This is a genomic window from Xanthobacter sp. ZOL 2024 (genome assembly GCF_052932325.1).
Window position 1 is genome coordinate 999,723 of record NZ_CM128808.1, and the last position, 17,452, is coordinate 1,017,174.

Consider the following 17,452-nt stretch of genomic DNA (forward strand, 5'->3'; position numbering starts at 1 on the left):
GAGGAAAGCTCTCAGGCGCGCGCTGGTGTCGCTCGCCCTCGCCAGCAGCGCCCTGAGCGGGCCGGCCTTTGCGCAGGTCGCGAAGGATGCGGTGCGCATCGGCGTGTTGAACGACCAGTCCGGTCCCTATGCGGACCCGCAGGGCCCCGGTTCGGTGGCCTCGGCGCGGCTCGCCATCCGGGATTTCGGCGGCAAAGTGCTGGGCAAGCCGGTGGAGCTGCTGGTGGGCGACCACCAGAACAAGGCGGACATCGGCGCCAGCATCGCCCGCCGCTGGATCGACGTGGACGGAGTCGGAGCCATCGTCGATTTCGGCAATTCCGCCGTCTCCCTGGCGGTGCAGGACCTCGCCAAGAACAAGGCGGTCATCATCAACGTCAGCTCGGTGACCGACCGGCTGTTCGGCGATGCCTGCTCCCCCACCGCCTTCGTGTGGAATTATGATTCCTCCACCATCGCCAACGCCATCGGCCGGGCGGCGGTGAAGGCGGGCGGCGACACCTGGTTCCTGATCGTCGCCGATTATTCCTTCGGCCAGTCGCTACAGCAGCAGATCGAGCGGGTGGTGGTGCCGGCCGGCGGCAAGATCGTCGGCGTGGCGCGCCATCCGGTGGCGACCACCGATTTCTCCGCCTACCTGCTCCAGGCCCAGGCCTCCGGCGCCAAGGTGGTGGCCGCCCTCAATGCCGGCGACAACACCATCAACACCATCAAGCAGGCCGGCGAGTTCGGCCTGGTGGAGGGCGGGCAGAAGATCGCCGGCACCGCCTTTTACATCACCAATGTCCACGCCCTCGGCCTGAAGACCGCGCAGGGGCTGCAGTTCGTGGTGCCCTTCTATTGGGACCAGGACGACGCCTCCCGCGCATTCACCCGCCGGTGGCGCGCCGAGCGCGGCACGGATGCCGCCCCCTCCCATCTCCAGGCCGGGGTCTACAGCGCGGTTCTCGCCTATCTGCGGGCGGTGGAAGCAGCCGGCACCGACGATCCGGTGAAGGTCTCGGAAAAGCTGCGCGAACTGCCGGTGAACGACTTCTATGCCCAGGGTGCCAAGGTGCGTGCCGATGGGCGGCTCATGAAGGGCATGACCCTTTATGAGGTGAAGACGCCGGCCGAATCCAAGGGGCCGTGGGATTATCTGAAGCCGGTGCGCGCCATGCCCGCGGAAGAGATCATCCGCCCCCTGGCTGAAAGCAACTGCCCCTACGCGAAGGCGAACTGATGTGCCGTGGGGCGGACTGCACCAGATCTTCCGCTGCGGAATACAGATCCCGCCCCACGCACGCCAGCCTTGAGCACAGCGGGCAGCAGGCCCGGCCAGGGTCCCTGCCAAGGACGCAGCCCGGCCCGCCGCAATGACAGTGTCCACCGGCACTCCCCCCGCGACATCGCGTCCACTCGGAAAAATCCTGACGGGCCATCTGTTTGCGCGGGCCATGCCGGCGCGAGGGCGCGCCGGCGCAGGGGAGCCTAGACGCAGCCGGCAAAAGCGCTAAGTTCTCGCGCCCAAGGATCGCCCCACCCGGGGACGAGGCCGGTGCCCATGCTCCGCGCAGGACCCCACCGGCCAGTGCTCGAACTGCAATGCTGAAGGACGCCGAGATCGTGCCCGATAGCCCAATCAACCCGCCGCAACTGTCGCTGGCCAAAGACAAGATCAAGGTGCTGCTGCTCGAAGGCGTGAACGACAGCGCCGTGCAGCTCATGCAGGATGCCGGCTACACCAATATCACGCGCCTCGCCAAGGCGCTGGACGGTGATGCGCTGAAGGAGGCCATCAAGGGGGTGCACATCCTCGGCATCCGCTCGCGCACCCACATCACCGCCGAGGTGCTGGAAGCCGCCGACCGGCTCATCGCCATCGGCTGCTTCAGCGTCGGCACCAACCAGGTGGACCTCGACGCCTGCCGTGCCCAGGGCATCCCGGTGTTCAACGCCCCCTTCTCCAACACCCGCAGCGTGGCGGAGCTGGTGATCGGCGAGATCGTGATGCTGCTGCGCCGCATTCCCGCCCGCTCGCATGCCGCCCACGAGGGCCGCTGGGACAAGTCGGCCACCCACAGCCACGAGGTGCGCGGCAAGACCCTCGGCATCGTCGGCTATGGCAACATCGGCTCGCAGCTGTCCAACCTCGCCGAGGCGATGGGCATGCGGGTGATCTTCTATGATCTGATCGACAAGCTGCGCCAGGGCAATGCCGAGCCCACCGCCAGCCTTGAAGAGCTGCTGGGCCAGGCGGATGTGGTCACGCTGCACGTGCCGGAAACCGCCGCCACCCACGGCATGATCGGCCGGCGCGAGCTGGCCCTGATGAAGCCGGGCTCCTACTTCATCAACAACAGCCGCGGCACCGTGGTGGATCTGGAAGCGCTCGCCGATGCCCTGCGCTCGGGTCACATCCTCGGCGCCGCCGTGGACGTGTTCCCGGTGGAGCCCGGCTCCAATGGCGAGCGCTTCACCTCGCCCCTGCAGGGGATCGACAATGTCATCCTCAGCCCCCATGTGGGTGGCTCCACGCTGGAGGCGCAGGAGCGCATCGGCGCCGAGGTGGCGCGCAAGCTGGTGGATTACAGCGATACCGGCTCCACGGTCGGCACGGTGAATTTCCCGCAGGTGCAGCTGCCGGCCCGCCCGCTGGGCACCCGCTTCATCCAGGTGCAGCGCAACCTGCCGGGCATGCTCGGCCGGCTGAACGAGGTGCTGGCGCGCCACTCCGTCAACATCGCTGCGCAGTATTACGAGACCGACGCAGACATCGGCTATGTGGTGCTGGACGCCGATGCCTCCGCCGCCGACAGCCAGGCGGTGCTGGAAGACATCCGGGCGCTGGAAGGCACCATCCGCGCCCGCCTGCTCTACGAATACAAGGCCTGATCCCATCAGCCCCGGTCTTCGACCGGCGCCACGCGGGTCCGCTCAAGCGCCGCGCGGGCTTGACCAACGGTCCATGAGAAAAGCTCATGAACCTTTGGTATGAGCCGCGTTCCGGCTCACCCGTTCAAAGAGAAAGGCGCCGGTGGCCCAGCCATCGGCGCCTTTCTCTTTGCGGGCGCCACCCGTCAGCGCCAGCCGAGGGCTGGCGCGACATGGGTCAAGATCGCCTCGATGACGTGGGCGTTGTAGTCGACGCCCAGCTGGTTGGGCACCGTGAGCAGCAGGGTATCGGCCTCGGCGATGGCCTCGTCCTTGGCCAGTTGCTCCACCAGCTTGTCGGGCTCCCCCGCATAGCTGCGGCCGAAGATGGCGCGGGTCTTCTCGTCGATGAAGCCGATCTGGTCCTGGTCCTGGCCCGAGCCGCCGAAATAGGCCCGGTCGCGGTCATCCACCAGGGCGAAGATAGAGCGGCTCACCGAGGCCCGCGGGGCGCGGGCATGGCCCGCCTCTTTCCACGCCTCGCGATAGGCGCGGATCTGTGCCGCCTGCTGCACATCGAACGGGCGGCCATCCTCGTCGTCCTTCAGGGTGGAGCTCTGCAGATACATGCCGCGCTTGGCGGCCCAGATGGCCGTCGCGTTGGAACTCGCCCCCCACCAGATGCGCTCGCGCAGCCCCTCGGAATGGGGCTCGAGGCGCAGCAGGCCGGGCGGGTTGGGGAACATGGGCCGGGGGTTCGGCTGGGCGAATCCTTCCCCGCGCAGCACGTCCAGGAACACTTCGGCATGGCGGCGGGCCATGGCGGAAGCGTCCTCGCCCTCCGGCGGGCGGTAGCCGAAATAGCGCCAGCCGTCGATCACCTGTTCCGGCGAGCCGCGGCTGATGCCGAGCTGCAGCCGGCCGCCGGCGATGAGGTCGGCGGCGCCCGCATCCTCCGCCATATAGAGCGGGTTCTCATAGCGCATGTCGATGACGGCGGTGCCGATCTCGATGCGCTGCGTGCGCGCCCCCACCGCTGCCAGCAGCGGAAACGGCGACGACAATTGCCTAGCGAAGTGATGGACGCGGAAGTAAGCGCCGTCGGCGCCCAGCTCTTCCGCCGCCACCGCCAGCTCGATGGACTGCAAAAGCGCGTCCGACGCGCTGCGGGTCTCGGATTGGGGCGAGGGGGTCCAATGCCCGAAGGAGAGAAAGCCGATCTTCTTCACGATGCTGCCGTATCAGGGAAAACAGGTGCGCACAGTACGCCGCCGGCGCCTTATGCGCACCTCCTGCCCGATCACAACGACGCGGGCTCGCCGCGTCAATGCACCAGCAGTTCCGGCCCCATCACCGCATAGGGCAGCCAGGTGGAGAGGACCGGCACATAGGTGACGAGGATCAGGAACAGGAACAGCACCACCACGAACGGTGCCGCCGCCTTGACCACCTGCACCAGGCTCATGCCGGTGATGCCCGAGGTGACGAACAGGTTCAGGCCGATGGGCGGCGTGATCATGCCGATCTCCATGTTCACCACCATGATGATGCCGAGGTGGATGGGATCCACCCCGAGCTGCATGGCGATGGGGAACACCACCGGCGCCACGATCAGCAGCAGGCCCGAGGGCTCCATGAACTGCCCGCCGATGAGCAGCAGCACGTTCACCGCGATCAGGAAGGTGAACCAGTTGAAGCCCATGTTCAGCATCAGATCGGTGATGGCCTGGGGGATCCGCTCCGAGGTGAGCACATGGGCAAACAAGAGCGCGTTGACGATGATGAACATGAGCATGATCGTCGTGCGGGCGGCATCCACCGTGACCTGGCGCGTCTCCTCGTTAAAGAAGGCCCGCAAGGCGTTGCGGCCGCTCAGCGCTAGGTTGCGTCCCCACACCGGGAGGCTCGCCGCCAGATAGAGCGGGATCTGGCCGACGCTGGCGCGCTCGCCGCGCCACAGGATGTAGCTGCCACCCAGAAGCGCGCCGATGGCGAGCCCGGACAGGGCGCGCGTCTGGATGTTCAGAAGCGCGCTCTCCACCTTGTCTGTGGCGAAGAAGGTCAGGATCATCCAAACGCAGAAGAAGGCGGCGCCATAGACCGTGGCGGAAAAGCCCACCCGCGCCCGCCGGCTGTCCCGCTCCAGCACCCAGGGCACTCCCTTCATGGGCCCCATGTCGCGGTAGATGAACAAGGCCACGAAGAAGGCATAGACCGCAGCCACCGCCGCCGCCTCAGTGGGCGTGAAGACGCCGCCATAGATGCCACCGAGGATGATGACGATGAGGAACAGGCCCCAACCGGCCTCCTTGCCACCCTTGAGGATCTCGCCGAAGCCGCGCCATGGTTCAGCCGGCAGCCCCTTCCAGCGGGCGAACACATAGATGGCCGCCATCAGCATGAAGCCCGCCACCAGGCCCGGGATCACCCCCGCCAGGAACATGCGCCCCACCGAGACATCGGTGGCCGCCGAATAGACCACCATGACGATGGAGGGCGGAATGAGGATGCCGAGGGTGCCAGCATTACAGATGATACCGGCGGCGAAATCCCGCGAATAGCCCACCTGCCGCATGCCGGCGATGGCGATGGTGCCGATGGCCACCACTGTTGCCGGCGAGGAGCCGGACAGCGCGGCGAACAGCATGCAGGAGAGCACCGAGGCCATGGCCAGCCCGCCGCGGAAGTGGCCCACCGTGGCAATGGCGAAATGGATGAGCCGCCGTGCCACGCCGCCGGTCGACATGAAAGCCGAGGCGAGCACGAAGAAGGGGATGGCCAGCAGCGTATAGTTCTGCGAGGCCGTGAACAGCTGCAGGGCGATGGACGACATGGAATCGGTGGAGAAGAAGGCGATCGTCAGAATGGACGACAGGCCCAGCGACACCGCCACCGGCGCACCCAGGAACAGCAGGCCGAACAGGAGGCCGAAGAGAACGACGAGTTCCATCCCGGTCAATCCTTCAACACGTCTTTGTTCTTGGCGACGAGGTCTTCGGCTTCATGGCTGGCGATCACCAGCTCCCGCTCGCCGCGCCAGATCTGAACGAAGGCCTGCAGGCCGCGATAGGCGAGCAGCGCCAGCCCCACCGGCAGGATGAGATAGGCGATCCAGCGCTGCACCCGCTCCTGAACCCCGAATGCCTCCTGGATGAACAGCGGATAGCGCAGGTCATCGAGGCCGATGCCGACCTTGTAGAAGCGGGTCCAATACGCCACCGCGCCGCCCTTGGTGTGGGCGCCCAGATAGGTGAGCCAGTCGGCCGACAGCAGGATCACCGCATAGAGCACGACACTGAGCGCACCGAACAGGGCCGCGAGGCGGAACAGCCGGCGCGGCAGCGCGCGGATCGCCGCATCCACCCCCAGGTGCAACCCCTGCTTGATGCCGTATCCCATGCCGAACAGGATCATCCAGGCGAACAGGATGCGGGTGAGCTCCAGGGCCCCGCCCCATCCGGACGAGAAGCCGTAGCGGGCGATGACCTGGATGAAGGAAATGAGGGTGATGGCCGCCAGCAGCAGCGCCAGGATATTCTCTTCAAGCCGTGTCACGGCCTTGGGAAAACGGCGCTCCGCGAGGAACAGCAGCACAATGAGACCAAGGATTGCGAAATAGGGCCAGGAGGCTGCCATGGTGTTCCCCGAGGCCGCCACGTTGCGGCGGCGATGCGGTCAGGACTGTGGGCTCCAGTGACGACACCGGCGAAGCGGCGGGGGCCAAATGCCCCCCGCCCGGTCCTCAGCCGCCGTTGGCTGCCACCGCGGCCTTGATGTTGTCCTGGCCGATGTCCTTCTCGAACCGGCTCCACACGGGTTTCATGATGTCCACCCAGGCCTTGCGCTGCTCAGGCGTGAGCACCCGCACCACCGAACCGGCCTTGATGATGTTCTCGCGGTTCTTGTTCTCCACGGCGGCCACTTCGGCATTGGCGCCGGTGGTCACCTCGTCGACGATCTTCAGGAACTGGTCGCGCACGTCCGGCTTCAGGCCGTCCAGCCATTCGGTGGACGTGACCAGCAGATAAGCGAGAACCTGATGGTTGGTCTCGGTGATGCCGTCCTGCACCTCGAAGAACTTCTGGGTGTAGATGTTCGACCAGGTGTTTTCCTGGCCATCCACCACACCGGTCTGCAGGGCGCCATAGACTTCCTTGAAGGCGAGCTTCTGCGCCGAGGCGCCCAGGGCCTTGATCATGGCTTCCGCGACATCCGAGGTCTGGATGCGGAACTTGAGGCCCTTGGCGTCGGTGGGCAGAATCAGCGGCTTGTTGGCGGAGAACTGCTTGAGGCCGGAAATCCAGTAGCCGAGCCCCATGTAGCCCTTGTCCTTCATCACCGTCAGCAGGTTCTTGCCGGTGGGGCTGGCCGTGAATCGGCCCACCGCATCCAGGTCCTGGAACAGGAAGGGCAGATCGAACAGGCGATACTTGAGGGTGTAGGCCTCGAACTTGGACAGCGAGGGCGCAGCCAGCTGCACGTCACCCAGAAGCAGGGCTTCCAGCACCTTGTCATCGTCGAACAAAGTGGAGTTGGGGAAGACCTCCATGCAGGCCTTGCCGTTCATCTCCTTGTTCACCCGGTCGGCCAAAAGCCGCGCCGCATCCCCCTTGGGATGGCCCGCATTGGCAACCACATGGCTGAATTTGATGACCACCTCTCCCGGGTCGCAGCCTGCGGCCTGAACCGCCGGAGCGGCAGCGGAGAGGGCAAGCGCGGACACCACTGCCAGAAGCAGCTTCTTCATCTCGGCGTTCCTCCACTCGGGGCATCTTCGGCCCCGCTTATTGGCTTTCGCGCCAGGCCCGTTGGCGCGGGCATGGCAATCGGCAAGACGGAACCCCGGACCCCGCGGGTGACCGGCATTGAAGCCGGCCCTCCCCACGGCCGATGGCGTGCGCCAAACCCGGCGTCCCGTACCGCTGCGTCACACGGTACAGCAAAACGCCGCGCTTCAACATGCGTTATCGTGTAGGGCGGGATCAAGCACGACGAACGGACCACGGGTCGTTTCGTCTCCGACCCCCTTTCGTCTCCGCTCCCTAGCGGGCAGCGGCGCGCGGTCGCTCAGCCGGCGAAATCGATCAGCACGGTCTTGTGCCGCATATTGGCCTCCACCGCCTGGCGGCCGAGATCCTTGCCGATGCCGGAGCTCTTGTAGCCGCCCGTAGGCAGGATGAAGTCCCCGGTGCGGTTGTAGCGGTTGATCCACACGGTGCCGGCCTGGAGGGTGCGCATGGCCCTGAGCCCACGGGCGAAATCGCCAGTGTAAACGCCGGCCGCCAGCCCGTAGTCCGGATGGTCGGCGAGGGCAAACCCCTCCTCTTCCTCGTCAAACAGCTGGAAGGTGATGACGGGGCCGAACACTTCCTCCCGCACCACCGGCATCTGCTCGTTCACCTGGGTCATGATGGTGGGCTGGTAGAAGGCGCCGGTGAATTCGGCGAAACGCGCCCCGCCCACCAGGGCTTCCGCCCCGGCGGCGCGGCTGCGCGCCAGGATGCCGTCGATGCGGTCCGCCTGGGCCGGCGAGATGATGGGCGAGAAAGTCGATGCCGCGAGCCAGGTGAGACCCGGCTCTACGGCGGCAAAGTGCGCCTTCAGCTTCTCCAGCAACGCCTCCCCCACCGCCCGCTGGACGATGACGCGGGAGCCGGCGACGCAGGCCTGGCCCGCATTGCCCAGGATGGACTGGCAGATATGGCCGGCCACCTGGTCGAGATCCGGCGCATCGGCAAACACCAGCTGCGGGCTCTTGCCGCCCAGTTCCAGGGTCACCGGCTTCATGCCCGACTGGGCCGCCGCCGTCATCACCGCGGCACCGGTGCGGGTGGAGCCGGTGAAGGAGAGCTTGCCGATGCCCGGATGCCGCGACAGCGCCTCTCCCGTCACCGCGCCGGTGCCCTGCACCACGTTGAAGATACCCGCCGGCATCCCCGCCTCGATGGCGAGTTCGGCGAGGCGCACGGTGGAAAAGGGCGTGAGCTCGGAAGGCTTCAGCACGATGGCATTGCCCGCTGCCAGCGCCGGCCCGAGCTTCCATGAGGCCATGATGAGCGGGAAGTTCCACGGGGTGATGGCCCCCACCACCCCATAGGGCTCGGAAATGATGAGGCCGAGATTGTCGGCCTTGGTGGCGGCCACGTCGCCGCCGAGCTTGTCGGCATATTCGGCGCAGAAGCGGATGCATTCAGCGCTGAACACCACATCGCCGCCGGCCTGGGCGATGGGGCGGGTGGAGCCGAACGCCTCCAGCGGCGCCAGGGTCTCGCTGCGCGCCTCCATGAGATCCGCCCAGCGCCGCAGGATGCGCGCCCGCTCCCGTGGCGGACAGGTCGCCCAACCACTGGTGCGGGACGCCGCCTGCGCATTCACCACCGCCCGATCCACCAGATCGGCTCCGCCGATGGGCAGCTCCGCATAGGCCACCGCATCCGACGGTCGCCGCACGGTCACCGTGTCTCCACCCTGCCCCTCCACCACCTTGCCACCGATGAAGTGGCCGTTGGCAAAGGCAATCTGGCTCGGATCGAAATCACGCATGGCAGACCTCACGGCAGGACGTCAGAGCGGAACGGGAGACGGGTGCGGCGCCTCAGGGCCGTGCCATGAGGGCGAGCAGCTTGGCGCGCTCCTCGTCATCAAAAGGCGTGGCCTTGCGCAGGGTGCGATCCACATTCACGGTGATCGCCCGGCCCGTGACGATGGCGCGCTCGCCATCGAACAGCCCCTGCCCGAACACCACCGCCGAGCGGCGCACCTCGACGATCCGGCAGCCCGCGTCCGGTGTTCCGGGATAGTTCAGCTCGCCGATGAAATCGCTCTCGAGATGCACCAGCATGTAGGTGCGCTGTTCATTGCGAACCAGCGGTGTGCGCTCTTCGATAAAGCGGTTGCGCGCATTCTCCAGCAGCGCCAGCAACGCCAGATTGTTGACGTGCCGGTTCTGGTCGAGATCGGCGATGCGCAGGCTTTCGCGCGTGAAGAAATCGAACGCGGCGCGCTGGCGCAGGTCCGGTGTGGTGGGGGTGTCCATCAGATCCTCAATAGGTGGTCGGCCAGGTGGCGAGGCGGCGCAGCCCGATGCCGCCGGAAGGCCGGCGGGTGTGCAGCGCGCGCATGCGGATCAGCCAATCCCGCGTCTCGTAGGGGGCGATCACCGTCTGTGCCATGAAGGCGTTGGCGAGTGCGTAAGCGGACGTGTCGCGGGTCAGCTCGGCCTCAAGCTCCGCATAGCGTTCCGGGGTCTGGCCGGGCTTCAGGCGGTGCAGCACGTTCATGGCCGGCTGGCGACCCATGAGGCTCACCTCGGCGGTGAACCACGCCGCCATCTCGTCGCAGTATCCGGCCCCCATGTTGAGATGGGCCTGGCCATAGGACTTGCGCATGATGACGCTCAGCTTCGGCACGGTGGCCGCGCCCAGCGCCTGCAGGTAATTCATGATCTTGCCCGGCATCTTCTGCCGCTCGCCGGCGGCGCCCACCAGGAATCCGGGCGTATCTGCGAAGGTGATGAGCGGGATGTTGAAGCTGTCGCACAGGACGATGAAGCTCACCACCTTGTCGCAGGCATCCGCATCGAGCGCTCCGCCCTTGTGCTGGGGATTGATGGCGATGACGCCCACCGTCTCCCCGGCCAACCGGGCAAGGCCGGTGAAAGCCACCGGCGCGAACCGTTCCTTCAGGGGAAACAGGGTGCCGGCGTCGAAGATCACCTCCAGCAGGCGCTTCACGTCATAGGTGCGCTTGGGGCTTTCCGGCAGCAGGTCCAGAAGCCGCATCTGGTCGCCCCCCGGCGCGCCGGGAGCGATGCGCGGCGGCAGTTCCTGGCCGTGGGAGGGCATGTAGGACAAAAACCGCTTGATGAGGTCGATGGCCTCCTCATCCGTGTCCACGGCGCGGTCCACCACGCCGGTCACCTGGGTCTGCACCTCCCAGCCGCCGAATTCACGCGGATCAGCCGCCTCGGCCAGTGCCACCGAGGTGACATGCTCGCTCGACACCGCCAGCACCGCGCCTTTCCGCATCACCACGAAATCGGACATGGAGGCGTAAAAGGAGCCATCGCCATAGGTCAGGCCCAGCACCGCCGCCGCCCAGGGCGAGGACCGATCCCGCCACAGCTCCGAATGCTCCCCCGCCCGGTGCAGCCCCTGGCCACCCATGATGTCCGGGATGCGCGAGCCGGCGCATTCGTTGAGCAGCACCAGCGGCACGCCATTCTTCGCCGCATTGGCCTTGGCATGGTGGAACTTCTTGTCACCGATGGCGGAAGTGGAGGCGCCGAGGGTGGTGAAATCCGCCGCATGCACCACCACCGGCCGCCCGTCCACGCTGGCGGTGCCGCTCACATAGCCGTCGCCAGCGGAGCGCGCCTCATCCTCGGGACGGATGGAGACGGCGAGCTGCCCCCATTCGCTGAAGCTGCCGTCATCGCTCAGATGGGCGACACGCTCGCGGGCGTTCAGGATGCCCTGCGCCTTGCGCTCCTCCAGCCGCTTGGCCGAACCCATGGCCAGCGCCCGCGCGCGCCGGCGCTCCAGCTCTTCGATCTCGTTTTGAAACGCCATCTCACTCAATCCATGCCACGATCTGATCGGCGGCCACCGGGTCCGCCGGCTGCACCAGCACTTCGCTCACCCGTCCGGCCTTCGGCGCCAGCACGGGGATTTCCATTTTCATGGATTCGATGACCATCAGCTCCTGATGCTCCTCGACGCTGTCGCCCACCGCCACCAGCACCTGCCAGACGGAGCCCGACACTTCTGAAATCGCTGAGGTTTTGCTCATCGGTTCAACTTTCTTCACGAGCCGGCCCCTGTGGGATCGGCGGCAGAGGGGAACGGCTACTTGCCGAAGATCAGGTTCGGCAGCCACAGCGACAGGAAGGGCACATAGGTCACCACCATCAGCAGCGCGAACAGCAGCAGCTGCAGCGGCAGCACGCCCTTGGTGACCACGCTGAGCGGCGTTTTCGCCACGTTCGAGAGCACGAACAGGTTGAGGCCCACCGGCGGGGTCAGCAAGGCCAGCTCCATGTTGATGGTGATCACCACCGCGAAATGCACCGGATCAATGCCCATGGGCTTCAACAGCGGCACCAGGATCGGCAGCGTGATCAGCATGATGGAGATGGCCTCCAGGAACATGCCCATGACGAGCAGGATCACGTTGATGATCAGCAGGAACTGCCAGGGCTGCAGGCCGCTCTCGCCAATGGTCCGCACCACGCTGCCGGGCACGCCGGAGGCGGTCAGCCATTGGGCGAAGGCGAGCGCGGTGGCGATGATGATGGTGATCACCGCCGCCCCCTGCACGGAATCGCCGATCTCCGAGAGGCAATCGCGCCACGTGAAGCCCTTGTAGTAGAAGAGCGCGATGACCAGGGCCATGGATGCGGCCACCACCGATGCCTCGGTCACCGTGGTGAAGCCGCCATAGATGCCCACCGCGATCACCACCGGCAAAGACAGGGCCGGCAGCGCGTGAAGAGTGACCTTCACCGCTTCCGCACGGTCGCGTCGCGGCTCGCGCGGCAGCTTGTAGCGATGGGCGTAATACATGGAATAGGCAACGAAGATCGTGGCCTGGATCAACCCCGGCACCACACCGGCCAGGAACAGGCGCGGCACCGATTCTTCGGCGATCAGCGCGAACAGGATCATGGCGAGGCTGGGCGGAATGAGGATGCCCAGGGTGCCGGACGAGGCCAGAACGCCCAGCGTGAACGGCATGGGATAGTTCCGCTCCTTCATGGCCGGAACCAGGATGCCACCCATGGCCACCGCGGTCGCCACCGACGAGCCGCAGATGGCCCCGAACAGGGCGCAGGCCACCACCGCGACAATGGCGAGCCCACCGCGCACCTGCCCCACCCACAGGCTCACCATGTCGATGAGCGCCTTGGCCACCCCGCCCTTCTGCATGAAGGAGGCGGCCATGACGAAGAACGGCACAGCCAGCAGGGTCTCGGAATTCAGCCCGTCGAGCATGCGCTGGAACGCGCCGATGACCGGATCGCCGTTGATCGCGTACATGAAGACGGCAACCGAGCCGAGCACCAGATAGAGCGGCATGCCGATGGCGAGCATCGCGAAGAAAACGACGCCGAAAAGCTGGATCGACATGGCTCAGATCTCCACCGCGGTGTGGAGCGCCATGGTCTTCTCGTCGAAGCGCATGAGATAGGCCCAGAAACGCTGGACATAACGCAGCAGCAGCAGCGCGCCGCCCACCGGCGCCGCCGAGTAATAGATCCACAGCGGGAAGGCGAGGCCGGTGGGGCTGCGCTCGTCCAGATCGAAGGCGTCGAACGTGATCTTCCAGCCGTACCAGATCAGACAGGCGGAAAAGACAATGCCCACCAGGCAGTTGATGAGTTCGAACCAACGCTGGGTGCGCACCGAGAGGTGGGAGATGACGAAATCGGCGCGGATGTGGGAATCGATCCGCACCAGTTCGCTCACCCCCACGAACATGGCCCACACCAGCATGTAGACCGCGATCTCCGCAAACCAGGAAATGCTGTAGCGGTGAAACACCCACAGGGAGACGATCTGATAGGTGTACATCGCCAACGCGATGGCACCCACGATGCCGACGAACAAGCGCTGCGCCTTGGCGATCATGAGCGCTCGACCTTTCGCAAACGAAGTGGAAAAGCCCCGCCGGACAGCCGGCCGGAACCGGATGCCAGGCGGGTCAGGTGAAGCGGCTCAGGTGTTCTGCTTCAGCGCGGCGAGCGCCATCTTGACGAGCTCAGGATTGATCTTGAGCTTGGGCACGAGCTCATCCTGAGTGGACATCAGACCCTTGCGGATATTGTCCAGCAAGGCCTGCTCCGGCCGCACCACGGTCACCCCATTGGCGGCCAGCGTGTCGAACGCCTTCTGCTGCGCCGCCGTGGTCATGGCGCGGAATTCGGTGATGTGGTCGGCCCAGCTGCCGATCAGCAGATCCTGCAGCGGCTTCGGTAGCTTGTCGTAGGAACCTTGCGCGATGACTGGGATATATTGGTGGAAGAACTGGCGCTCCACCACCGTGCACTTGATGCCCGAATCCCACAGCTTCGAGGAGGCGACGCCGGCCGAATTGGAATACATGGCGACGAAATTGCCCTGGCTCAGGGCCATGGGCACCTCGGCCCACGGCACCAGCACCGGATCGCCGCCGAAATAGCGGATGCGCGCCTCGGTGCCGGCGCCGCCGAAGCTGCGCACGCGCAGCCCCTTCAGATCAAGGCTGGAGCCGATCATGCGCGTGGCATGGGTGTCGCTGTAGCCGTGATCCAGCCACTTGCCGATCACCTTCACCTTCAGCTTGTCTTCCAGCTGCTTGTTGATGGCCTGGCCCACCGCCCCGTCGCTGACGGGATGCATGGCCGGCTGCGGCACGCCGAAGAACATGGGCAGAAGGAAGATGTCGTTGTTGGGGTCGATGCCGCCCAGCACCCAATTGCCCGGCATGGCCATGTCGATGGCGCCCTGGCGCAGGGCCCGCGGCACGTTCACATCGTTGAACAGCTGGGCCGAATGGAACAGCTCGATATCGAGCTCGCCATTGGACTCCTTCTTCAGCATCTCCAGCCACTTGGTGACGACCGCGTGGCGGTGGTGGCCGGGCGCGTCATCGGTGGACATCTTGAACTTGAAGACGGTCTGGGCGCGGGCGCCGATGGCCGGCATGGCCAGGCTGGCACCCACGGCGGCGGATGCAGCGAGGAGGCCTCGCCGCGACAGTTTGAAGGTGTCCATGTTCCCCTCTTCTTTCGGTCGATCTGGAAATCGTCGTTGGAACTGGAAGTGCCGGCTGATGCCGTTTCTTTTTTCAGGATCGGCCGCGATGCCGCGACCGAGAGCACGTGGAACCGGCCATACGCGGCGCGGTCGGCGCAACCGCCTGCGGATGACACCGCAGGCCTACGCATTCACACATTGGCGAAATCACATGCCGATCAGATCGGCCTTCTTCAGCATGGCGCTGAACATGCGGATGGAGGCGACATCCACCATGGTGCCGTCCACCTGGATGGCGCCGAGCCCCTGGGCTTCGGCGTCCTTATAGGCGGCGGCGAGCTTGCGGGCCCGCGCCACCTGCTCCTTGTCGGGGGTGAAGACCGACAGGGCCCACTCGATCTGCGCGGGATGGATCGCCCACTTGCCCACGCAGCCCAGGGTGAGGGAGCGGGAAGCCTCCTCGGTGTAACCGGCCGGATCACGGAAATCCGCATAGGGCCCGTCCACCGCATCGATGCCCGCGGCGCGGCAGGCCATCACCATGCGGAAGCGCGAATAGTGCCACACGTCGCCGGGATAGGGCCCCACCTTGCCGTCGGGGGTGATGAGCACCCCCATGGAGGCGGAAAAATCCCCCATGCCGAAGATTAAAGCCTCCAGACGCGGCGACGATTTCGCAATCGCCTCCACGTTCTGGAGGCCCTCCACCTCCTCAATCAGGGCTTCGAGGCCGATGGATTTGGTGAGGCCGAGGTCCTGCTCGATCTGGCTCAGCAGGGTGTCGGCAAACAGGATGTCGGACGGGGTCTTCACCTTCGTCATCATGAAGGTGTCGATATTTTCCCGCGCGCCTTCCACCACCTCGAGAATGTCGCGGTAGGTGTATTTGGTGGACAGGTCGTTGATGCGCACGCAGCGGGTCTTGCGACCCCAGTCGAGGGTGTTGAGGGCCTCGACGATATTCTTGCGGGCCGCCGCCTTCTGGCTCGGCGCCACCGCGTCTTCCAGGTCCAGGAACACGTGGTCGGCATCGGAGGCCGCGGCCTTGCGGATCATCTTTTCCGACGAGCCGGGAACGGCGAGCTGGACGCGCCGCAGGCGCTGGGGACGGGTGCTCATGCTGCAGTCTCTGGGGTGGGAGTGCGGGGCCGGCCGAAGGCGCCGGCGGTCTTCAGGCGGGCGACGGCATCGGCGGAAAGGCCCGCTTCCGCCAGCACCGCCTCGGTGTGCTCGCCGAGCAGCGGCGCCCGACGCCGGATGCCACCGGGCGTCGCCGTCATCTTCACCGGCGTGCCGGCGAGGGTGACGGGCGTCTCCATGCCCGGCTGCTCCACGGCAACGATCATCTCGCGGGCGGCGAAATGGGGATCGGACATGATGTCGGCGACGTTGTAGACGGGACCGAACGGGATCTTGCCGCCCAGCAGGTCCAGCAGCTCTTTCTTGCTGCGAACCCCGGTGAAGGCGGAGAGGATCCCGATCAGCGCCACCCGGTTCTCATAGCGCCCTTCCCAGGTGGAAAAACGCGGGTCGGCGGGCAGCTCGGGCATGGCGAACAGCCGGCACAATTCACCGAACATGCGATCGTCATAGGCGGTGATGGTGCACCAACCGTCCTTGGTGGGGAAGGTGCCGAACGGGCAGAGGAAGGGATGCTGGTTGCCCTGCGGCACCGGCACCATGCCGCCATAGGCATATTGGTGCAGCACCCGCTCGCACAGGGCGAGAATGGAATCCACCATGCTCACATCCACGAACTGGCCCTTGCCCGTGCGTTGCGCGTGGTGCACGGCGCAGATGATGCCGAAGGCGGCCAGCATGGCCGGCACGATGTCGCCCACCCCCGGCCCGATCTTGGTGGGCTCGCCATTCTCCGTGCCGGTGATGGCCATGATGCCGCCGAAGGCCTGGGCCACCACGTCATAGGCCGGCCAGTCCCCATAGGGGCTGGACAGGGTGCGCGGATCACCGAAGCCACGGATGGTGGCATAGACGAGCTTGGGGTTGCGCGCCTTCAAGGTCTCGTAGGACAGGCCGAGCCGCTCCATCACGCCGGCCCGGTAGTTCTCGACGATCACATCGGCGCCGTCGATCAGCTGCAGCAGCACGTCGCGCGCCTCGGCCGATTTCAGATCGAGGGTGATGGAGCGCTTGTTGCGGTTCACCGAGGCGAAATAGCCGGCGAAGGCCTTGAGCTGATCGTCCGGATGGAACGGCCCGAAGGTGCGGGTGACGTCGCCATCGGGCGGCTCAACCTTGATCACGTCGGCGCCCTGGTCGGCCAGCATCTGGGTGCAATAGGGACCGGCCAGGAAGTGCGTCATGTCGATGACGCGCAGATCGCCGAGCGCACCGAGCGCCACAGCCGGGGGGCTCATGCCGGCCTCCAGTGGCTGGCCCGCTTCACCAGCACCCGGCGCACGCATTCGCACACCACCACATCGTCTTGGTTCACGCCGAAGTGGCGGAAGGTGACGATGCCGGCATCCTCCCGCTCGGCCTCCTCCTTGGCCACCACCTCGGTGTAGGCATAGAGCGTATCGCCATGGAACACCGGCAATTTCAGCCGCAGGCCGGTCATGCCGATCTCGGCGAGGGCATTCTCCGCCGTATCCTGGCTGGCCATGCCGACGACGAGGGCGGTGGTCACGCCGCCGAACACCACGCGCCTGCCGAACGGCGCGGTCTTCATCAGGTGCTCGTCGAAATGGCCGGCGGCGGTGTTCATGACGAGGTTGGTGATGAGCACGTTCTCCAACGGCTCCACGGTCTTGCCGCGGGCATGCTTCATCACGGCGCCCACCTCGAACGCCTCGAAATAGCTGCCCGGCGCGGTGAGGGTCGCAACAGTGGCGCGATCCATC

16 protein-coding genes are annotated in these 17,452 nt (G+C 66.0%); 2 read left to right on the top strand and 14 right to left on the bottom strand.

The annotated features are described in order from the left end of the window. Positions 1 to 25 precede the first annotated feature (25 nt). Together ACU4E7_RS04875 and serA are read left to right on the top strand one after the other, a co-directional pair. A complete protein-coding gene (locus tag ACU4E7_RS04875) occupies positions 26 to 1,222 on the top strand; it encodes an ABC transporter substrate-binding protein (RefSeq protein WP_238123219.1) in 1,197 nt (398 codons plus the stop codon). Between the two features lie 362 nt (positions 1,223 to 1,584). Further along, positions 1,585 to 2,874, top strand: a complete 1,290-nt coding sequence (gene serA / locus ACU4E7_RS04880) for a phosphoglycerate dehydrogenase (protein ID WP_238123218.1) — start codon at positions 1,585 to 1,587, stop codon at positions 2,872 to 2,874. Between the two features lie 185 nt (positions 2,875 to 3,059). Here the strand turns inward: serA and ACU4E7_RS04885 are convergent, their stop codons facing one another. The 14 genes from ACU4E7_RS04885 to ACU4E7_RS04950 all read right to left on the bottom strand — a co-directional run bounded on the left by ACU4E7_RS04885 (position 3,060) and on the right by ACU4E7_RS04950 (position 17,451). After that, entirely contained in the window at positions 3,060 to 4,082 is a 1,023-nt protein-coding gene (locus ACU4E7_RS04885; protein ID WP_447020834.1) for an LLM class flavin-dependent oxidoreductase, read from the bottom strand. A gap of 95 nt (positions 4,083 to 4,177) precedes the next feature. Then, positions 4,178 to 5,803: a TRAP transporter large permease gene (locus ACU4E7_RS04890; RefSeq protein ID WP_447020835.1), complete on the bottom strand. Its 1,626-nt coding sequence runs from the start codon at positions 5,801 to 5,803 to the stop codon at positions 4,178 to 4,180. Positions 5,804 to 5,808: 5 nt separating this feature from the next. After that, complete coding sequence (locus ACU4E7_RS04895) at positions 5,809 to 6,489, bottom strand: TRAP transporter small permease (RefSeq protein WP_447020836.1); 681 nt, start codon at positions 6,487 to 6,489, stop codon at positions 5,809 to 5,811. 106 nt (positions 6,490 to 6,595) lie between these two features. Beyond that, positions 6,596 to 7,600, bottom strand: a complete 1,005-nt coding sequence (locus ACU4E7_RS04900) for a DctP family TRAP transporter solute-binding subunit (RefSeq protein WP_447020837.1) — start codon at positions 7,598 to 7,600, stop codon at positions 6,596 to 6,598. A gap of 320 nt (positions 7,601 to 7,920) precedes the next feature. After that, complete coding sequence (locus ACU4E7_RS04905; protein ID WP_447020838.1) at positions 7,921 to 9,396, bottom strand: aldehyde dehydrogenase family protein; 1,476 nt, start codon at positions 9,394 to 9,396, stop codon at positions 7,921 to 7,923. A gap of 52 nt (positions 9,397 to 9,448) precedes the next feature. Then, positions 9,449 to 9,889, bottom strand: a complete 441-nt coding sequence (locus ACU4E7_RS04910; RefSeq protein ID WP_238123212.1) for an acyl-CoA thioesterase — start codon at positions 9,887 to 9,889, stop codon at positions 9,449 to 9,451. 7 nt (positions 9,890 to 9,896) lie between these two features. Beyond that, positions 9,897 to 11,423 carry an acyl-CoA carboxylase subunit beta gene (locus tag ACU4E7_RS04915; protein ID WP_238123211.1) on the bottom strand — a complete coding sequence of 509 codons (1,527 nt, stop codon included), beginning with the start codon at positions 11,421 to 11,423 and terminating at the stop codon, positions 9,897 to 9,899. Position 11,424: 1 nt separating this feature from the next. Continuing rightward, positions 11,425 to 11,661 carry an acetyl-CoA carboxylase biotin carboxyl carrier protein subunit gene (locus ACU4E7_RS04920; protein WP_238123210.1) on the bottom strand — a complete coding sequence of 79 codons (237 nt, stop codon included), beginning with the start codon at positions 11,659 to 11,661 and terminating at the stop codon, positions 11,425 to 11,427. 38 nt (positions 11,662 to 11,699) lie between these two features. Then, positions 11,700 to 12,980 carry a TRAP transporter large permease gene (locus ACU4E7_RS04925; protein WP_447020839.1) on the bottom strand — a complete coding sequence of 427 codons (1,281 nt, stop codon included), beginning with the start codon at positions 12,978 to 12,980 and terminating at the stop codon, positions 11,700 to 11,702. A gap of 3 nt (positions 12,981 to 12,983) precedes the next feature. Next, complete coding sequence (locus ACU4E7_RS04930) at positions 12,984 to 13,481, bottom strand: TRAP transporter small permease (RefSeq protein WP_447020840.1); 498 nt, start codon at positions 13,479 to 13,481, stop codon at positions 12,984 to 12,986. Positions 13,482 to 13,568: 87 nt separating this feature from the next. Further along, positions 13,569 to 14,606 (bottom strand): TRAP transporter substrate-binding protein DctP, encoded by a 1,038-nt coding sequence (gene dctP / locus ACU4E7_RS04935; RefSeq protein WP_447020841.1) that lies wholly within the window; start codon positions 14,604 to 14,606, stop codon positions 13,569 to 13,571. Between the two features lie 189 nt (positions 14,607 to 14,795). After that, entirely contained in the window at positions 14,796 to 15,707 is a 912-nt protein-coding gene (locus tag ACU4E7_RS04940) for an HpcH/HpaI aldolase/citrate lyase family protein (protein ID WP_447020842.1), read from the bottom strand. Further along, entirely contained in the window at positions 15,704 to 16,966 is a 1,263-nt protein-coding gene (locus ACU4E7_RS04945; protein WP_447020843.1) for a CaiB/BaiF CoA transferase family protein, read from the bottom strand. The genes ACU4E7_RS04940 and ACU4E7_RS04945 overlap by 4 nt, the downstream gene beginning before the upstream one ends. After that, positions 16,963 to 17,451: a MaoC family dehydratase gene (locus ACU4E7_RS04950; protein WP_447020844.1), complete on the bottom strand. Its 489-nt coding sequence runs from the start codon at positions 17,449 to 17,451 to the stop codon at positions 16,963 to 16,965. Before ACU4E7_RS04950 ends, ACU4E7_RS04945 begins: the two co-directional genes overlap by 4 nt. Position 17,452: the final 1 nt, after the last annotated feature.

Bases quoted from the DNA above. Each gene is read 5' to 3' on its own strand.
- serA (WP_238123218.1), top strand. From the start codon at position 1,585: ATGCTGAAGGACGCCGAGATCGTGCCCGATAGCCCAATCAACCCGCCG.
- ACU4E7_RS04890 (WP_447020835.1), bottom strand. From the start codon at position 5,803: ATGGAACTCGTCGTTCTCTTCGGCCTCCTGTTCGGCCTGCTGTTCCTG.
- ACU4E7_RS04895 (WP_447020836.1), bottom strand. From the start codon at position 6,489: ATGGCAGCCTCCTGGCCCTATTTCGCAATCCTTGGTCTCATTGTGCTG.
- ACU4E7_RS04900 (WP_447020837.1), bottom strand. From the start codon at position 7,600: ATGAAGAAGCTGCTTCTGGCAGTGGTGTCCGCGCTTGCCCTCTCCGCT.
- ACU4E7_RS04905 (WP_447020838.1), bottom strand. From the start codon at position 9,396: ATGCGTGATTTCGATCCGAGCCAGATTGCCTTTGCCAACGGCCACTTC.
- ACU4E7_RS04910 (WP_238123212.1), bottom strand. From the start codon at position 9,889: ATGGACACCCCCACCACACCGGACCTGCGCCAGCGCGCCGCGTTCGAT.
- ACU4E7_RS04915 (WP_238123211.1), bottom strand. From the start codon at position 11,423: ATGGCGTTTCAAAACGAGATCGAAGAGCTGGAGCGCCGGCGCGCGCGG.
- ACU4E7_RS04925 (WP_447020839.1), bottom strand. From the start codon at position 12,980: ATGTCGATCCAGCTTTTCGGCGTCGTTTTCTTCGCGATGCTCGCCATC.
- ACU4E7_RS04930 (WP_447020840.1), bottom strand. From the start codon at position 13,481: ATGATCGCCAAGGCGCAGCGCTTGTTCGTCGGCATCGTGGGTGCCATC.
- dctP (WP_447020841.1), bottom strand. From the start codon at position 14,606: ATGGACACCTTCAAACTGTCGCGGCGAGGCCTCCTCGCTGCATCCGCC.
- ACU4E7_RS04940 (WP_447020842.1), bottom strand. From the start codon at position 15,707: ATGAGCACCCGTCCCCAGCGCCTGCGGCGCGTCCAGCTCGCCGTTCCC.
- ACU4E7_RS04945 (WP_447020843.1), bottom strand. From the start codon at position 16,966: ATGAGCCCCCCGGCTGTGGCGCTCGGTGCGCTCGGCGATCTGCGCGTC.
- ACU4E7_RS04950 (WP_447020844.1), bottom strand. From the start codon at position 17,451: ATGGATCGCGCCACTGTTGCGACCCTCACCGCGCCGGGCAGCTATTTC.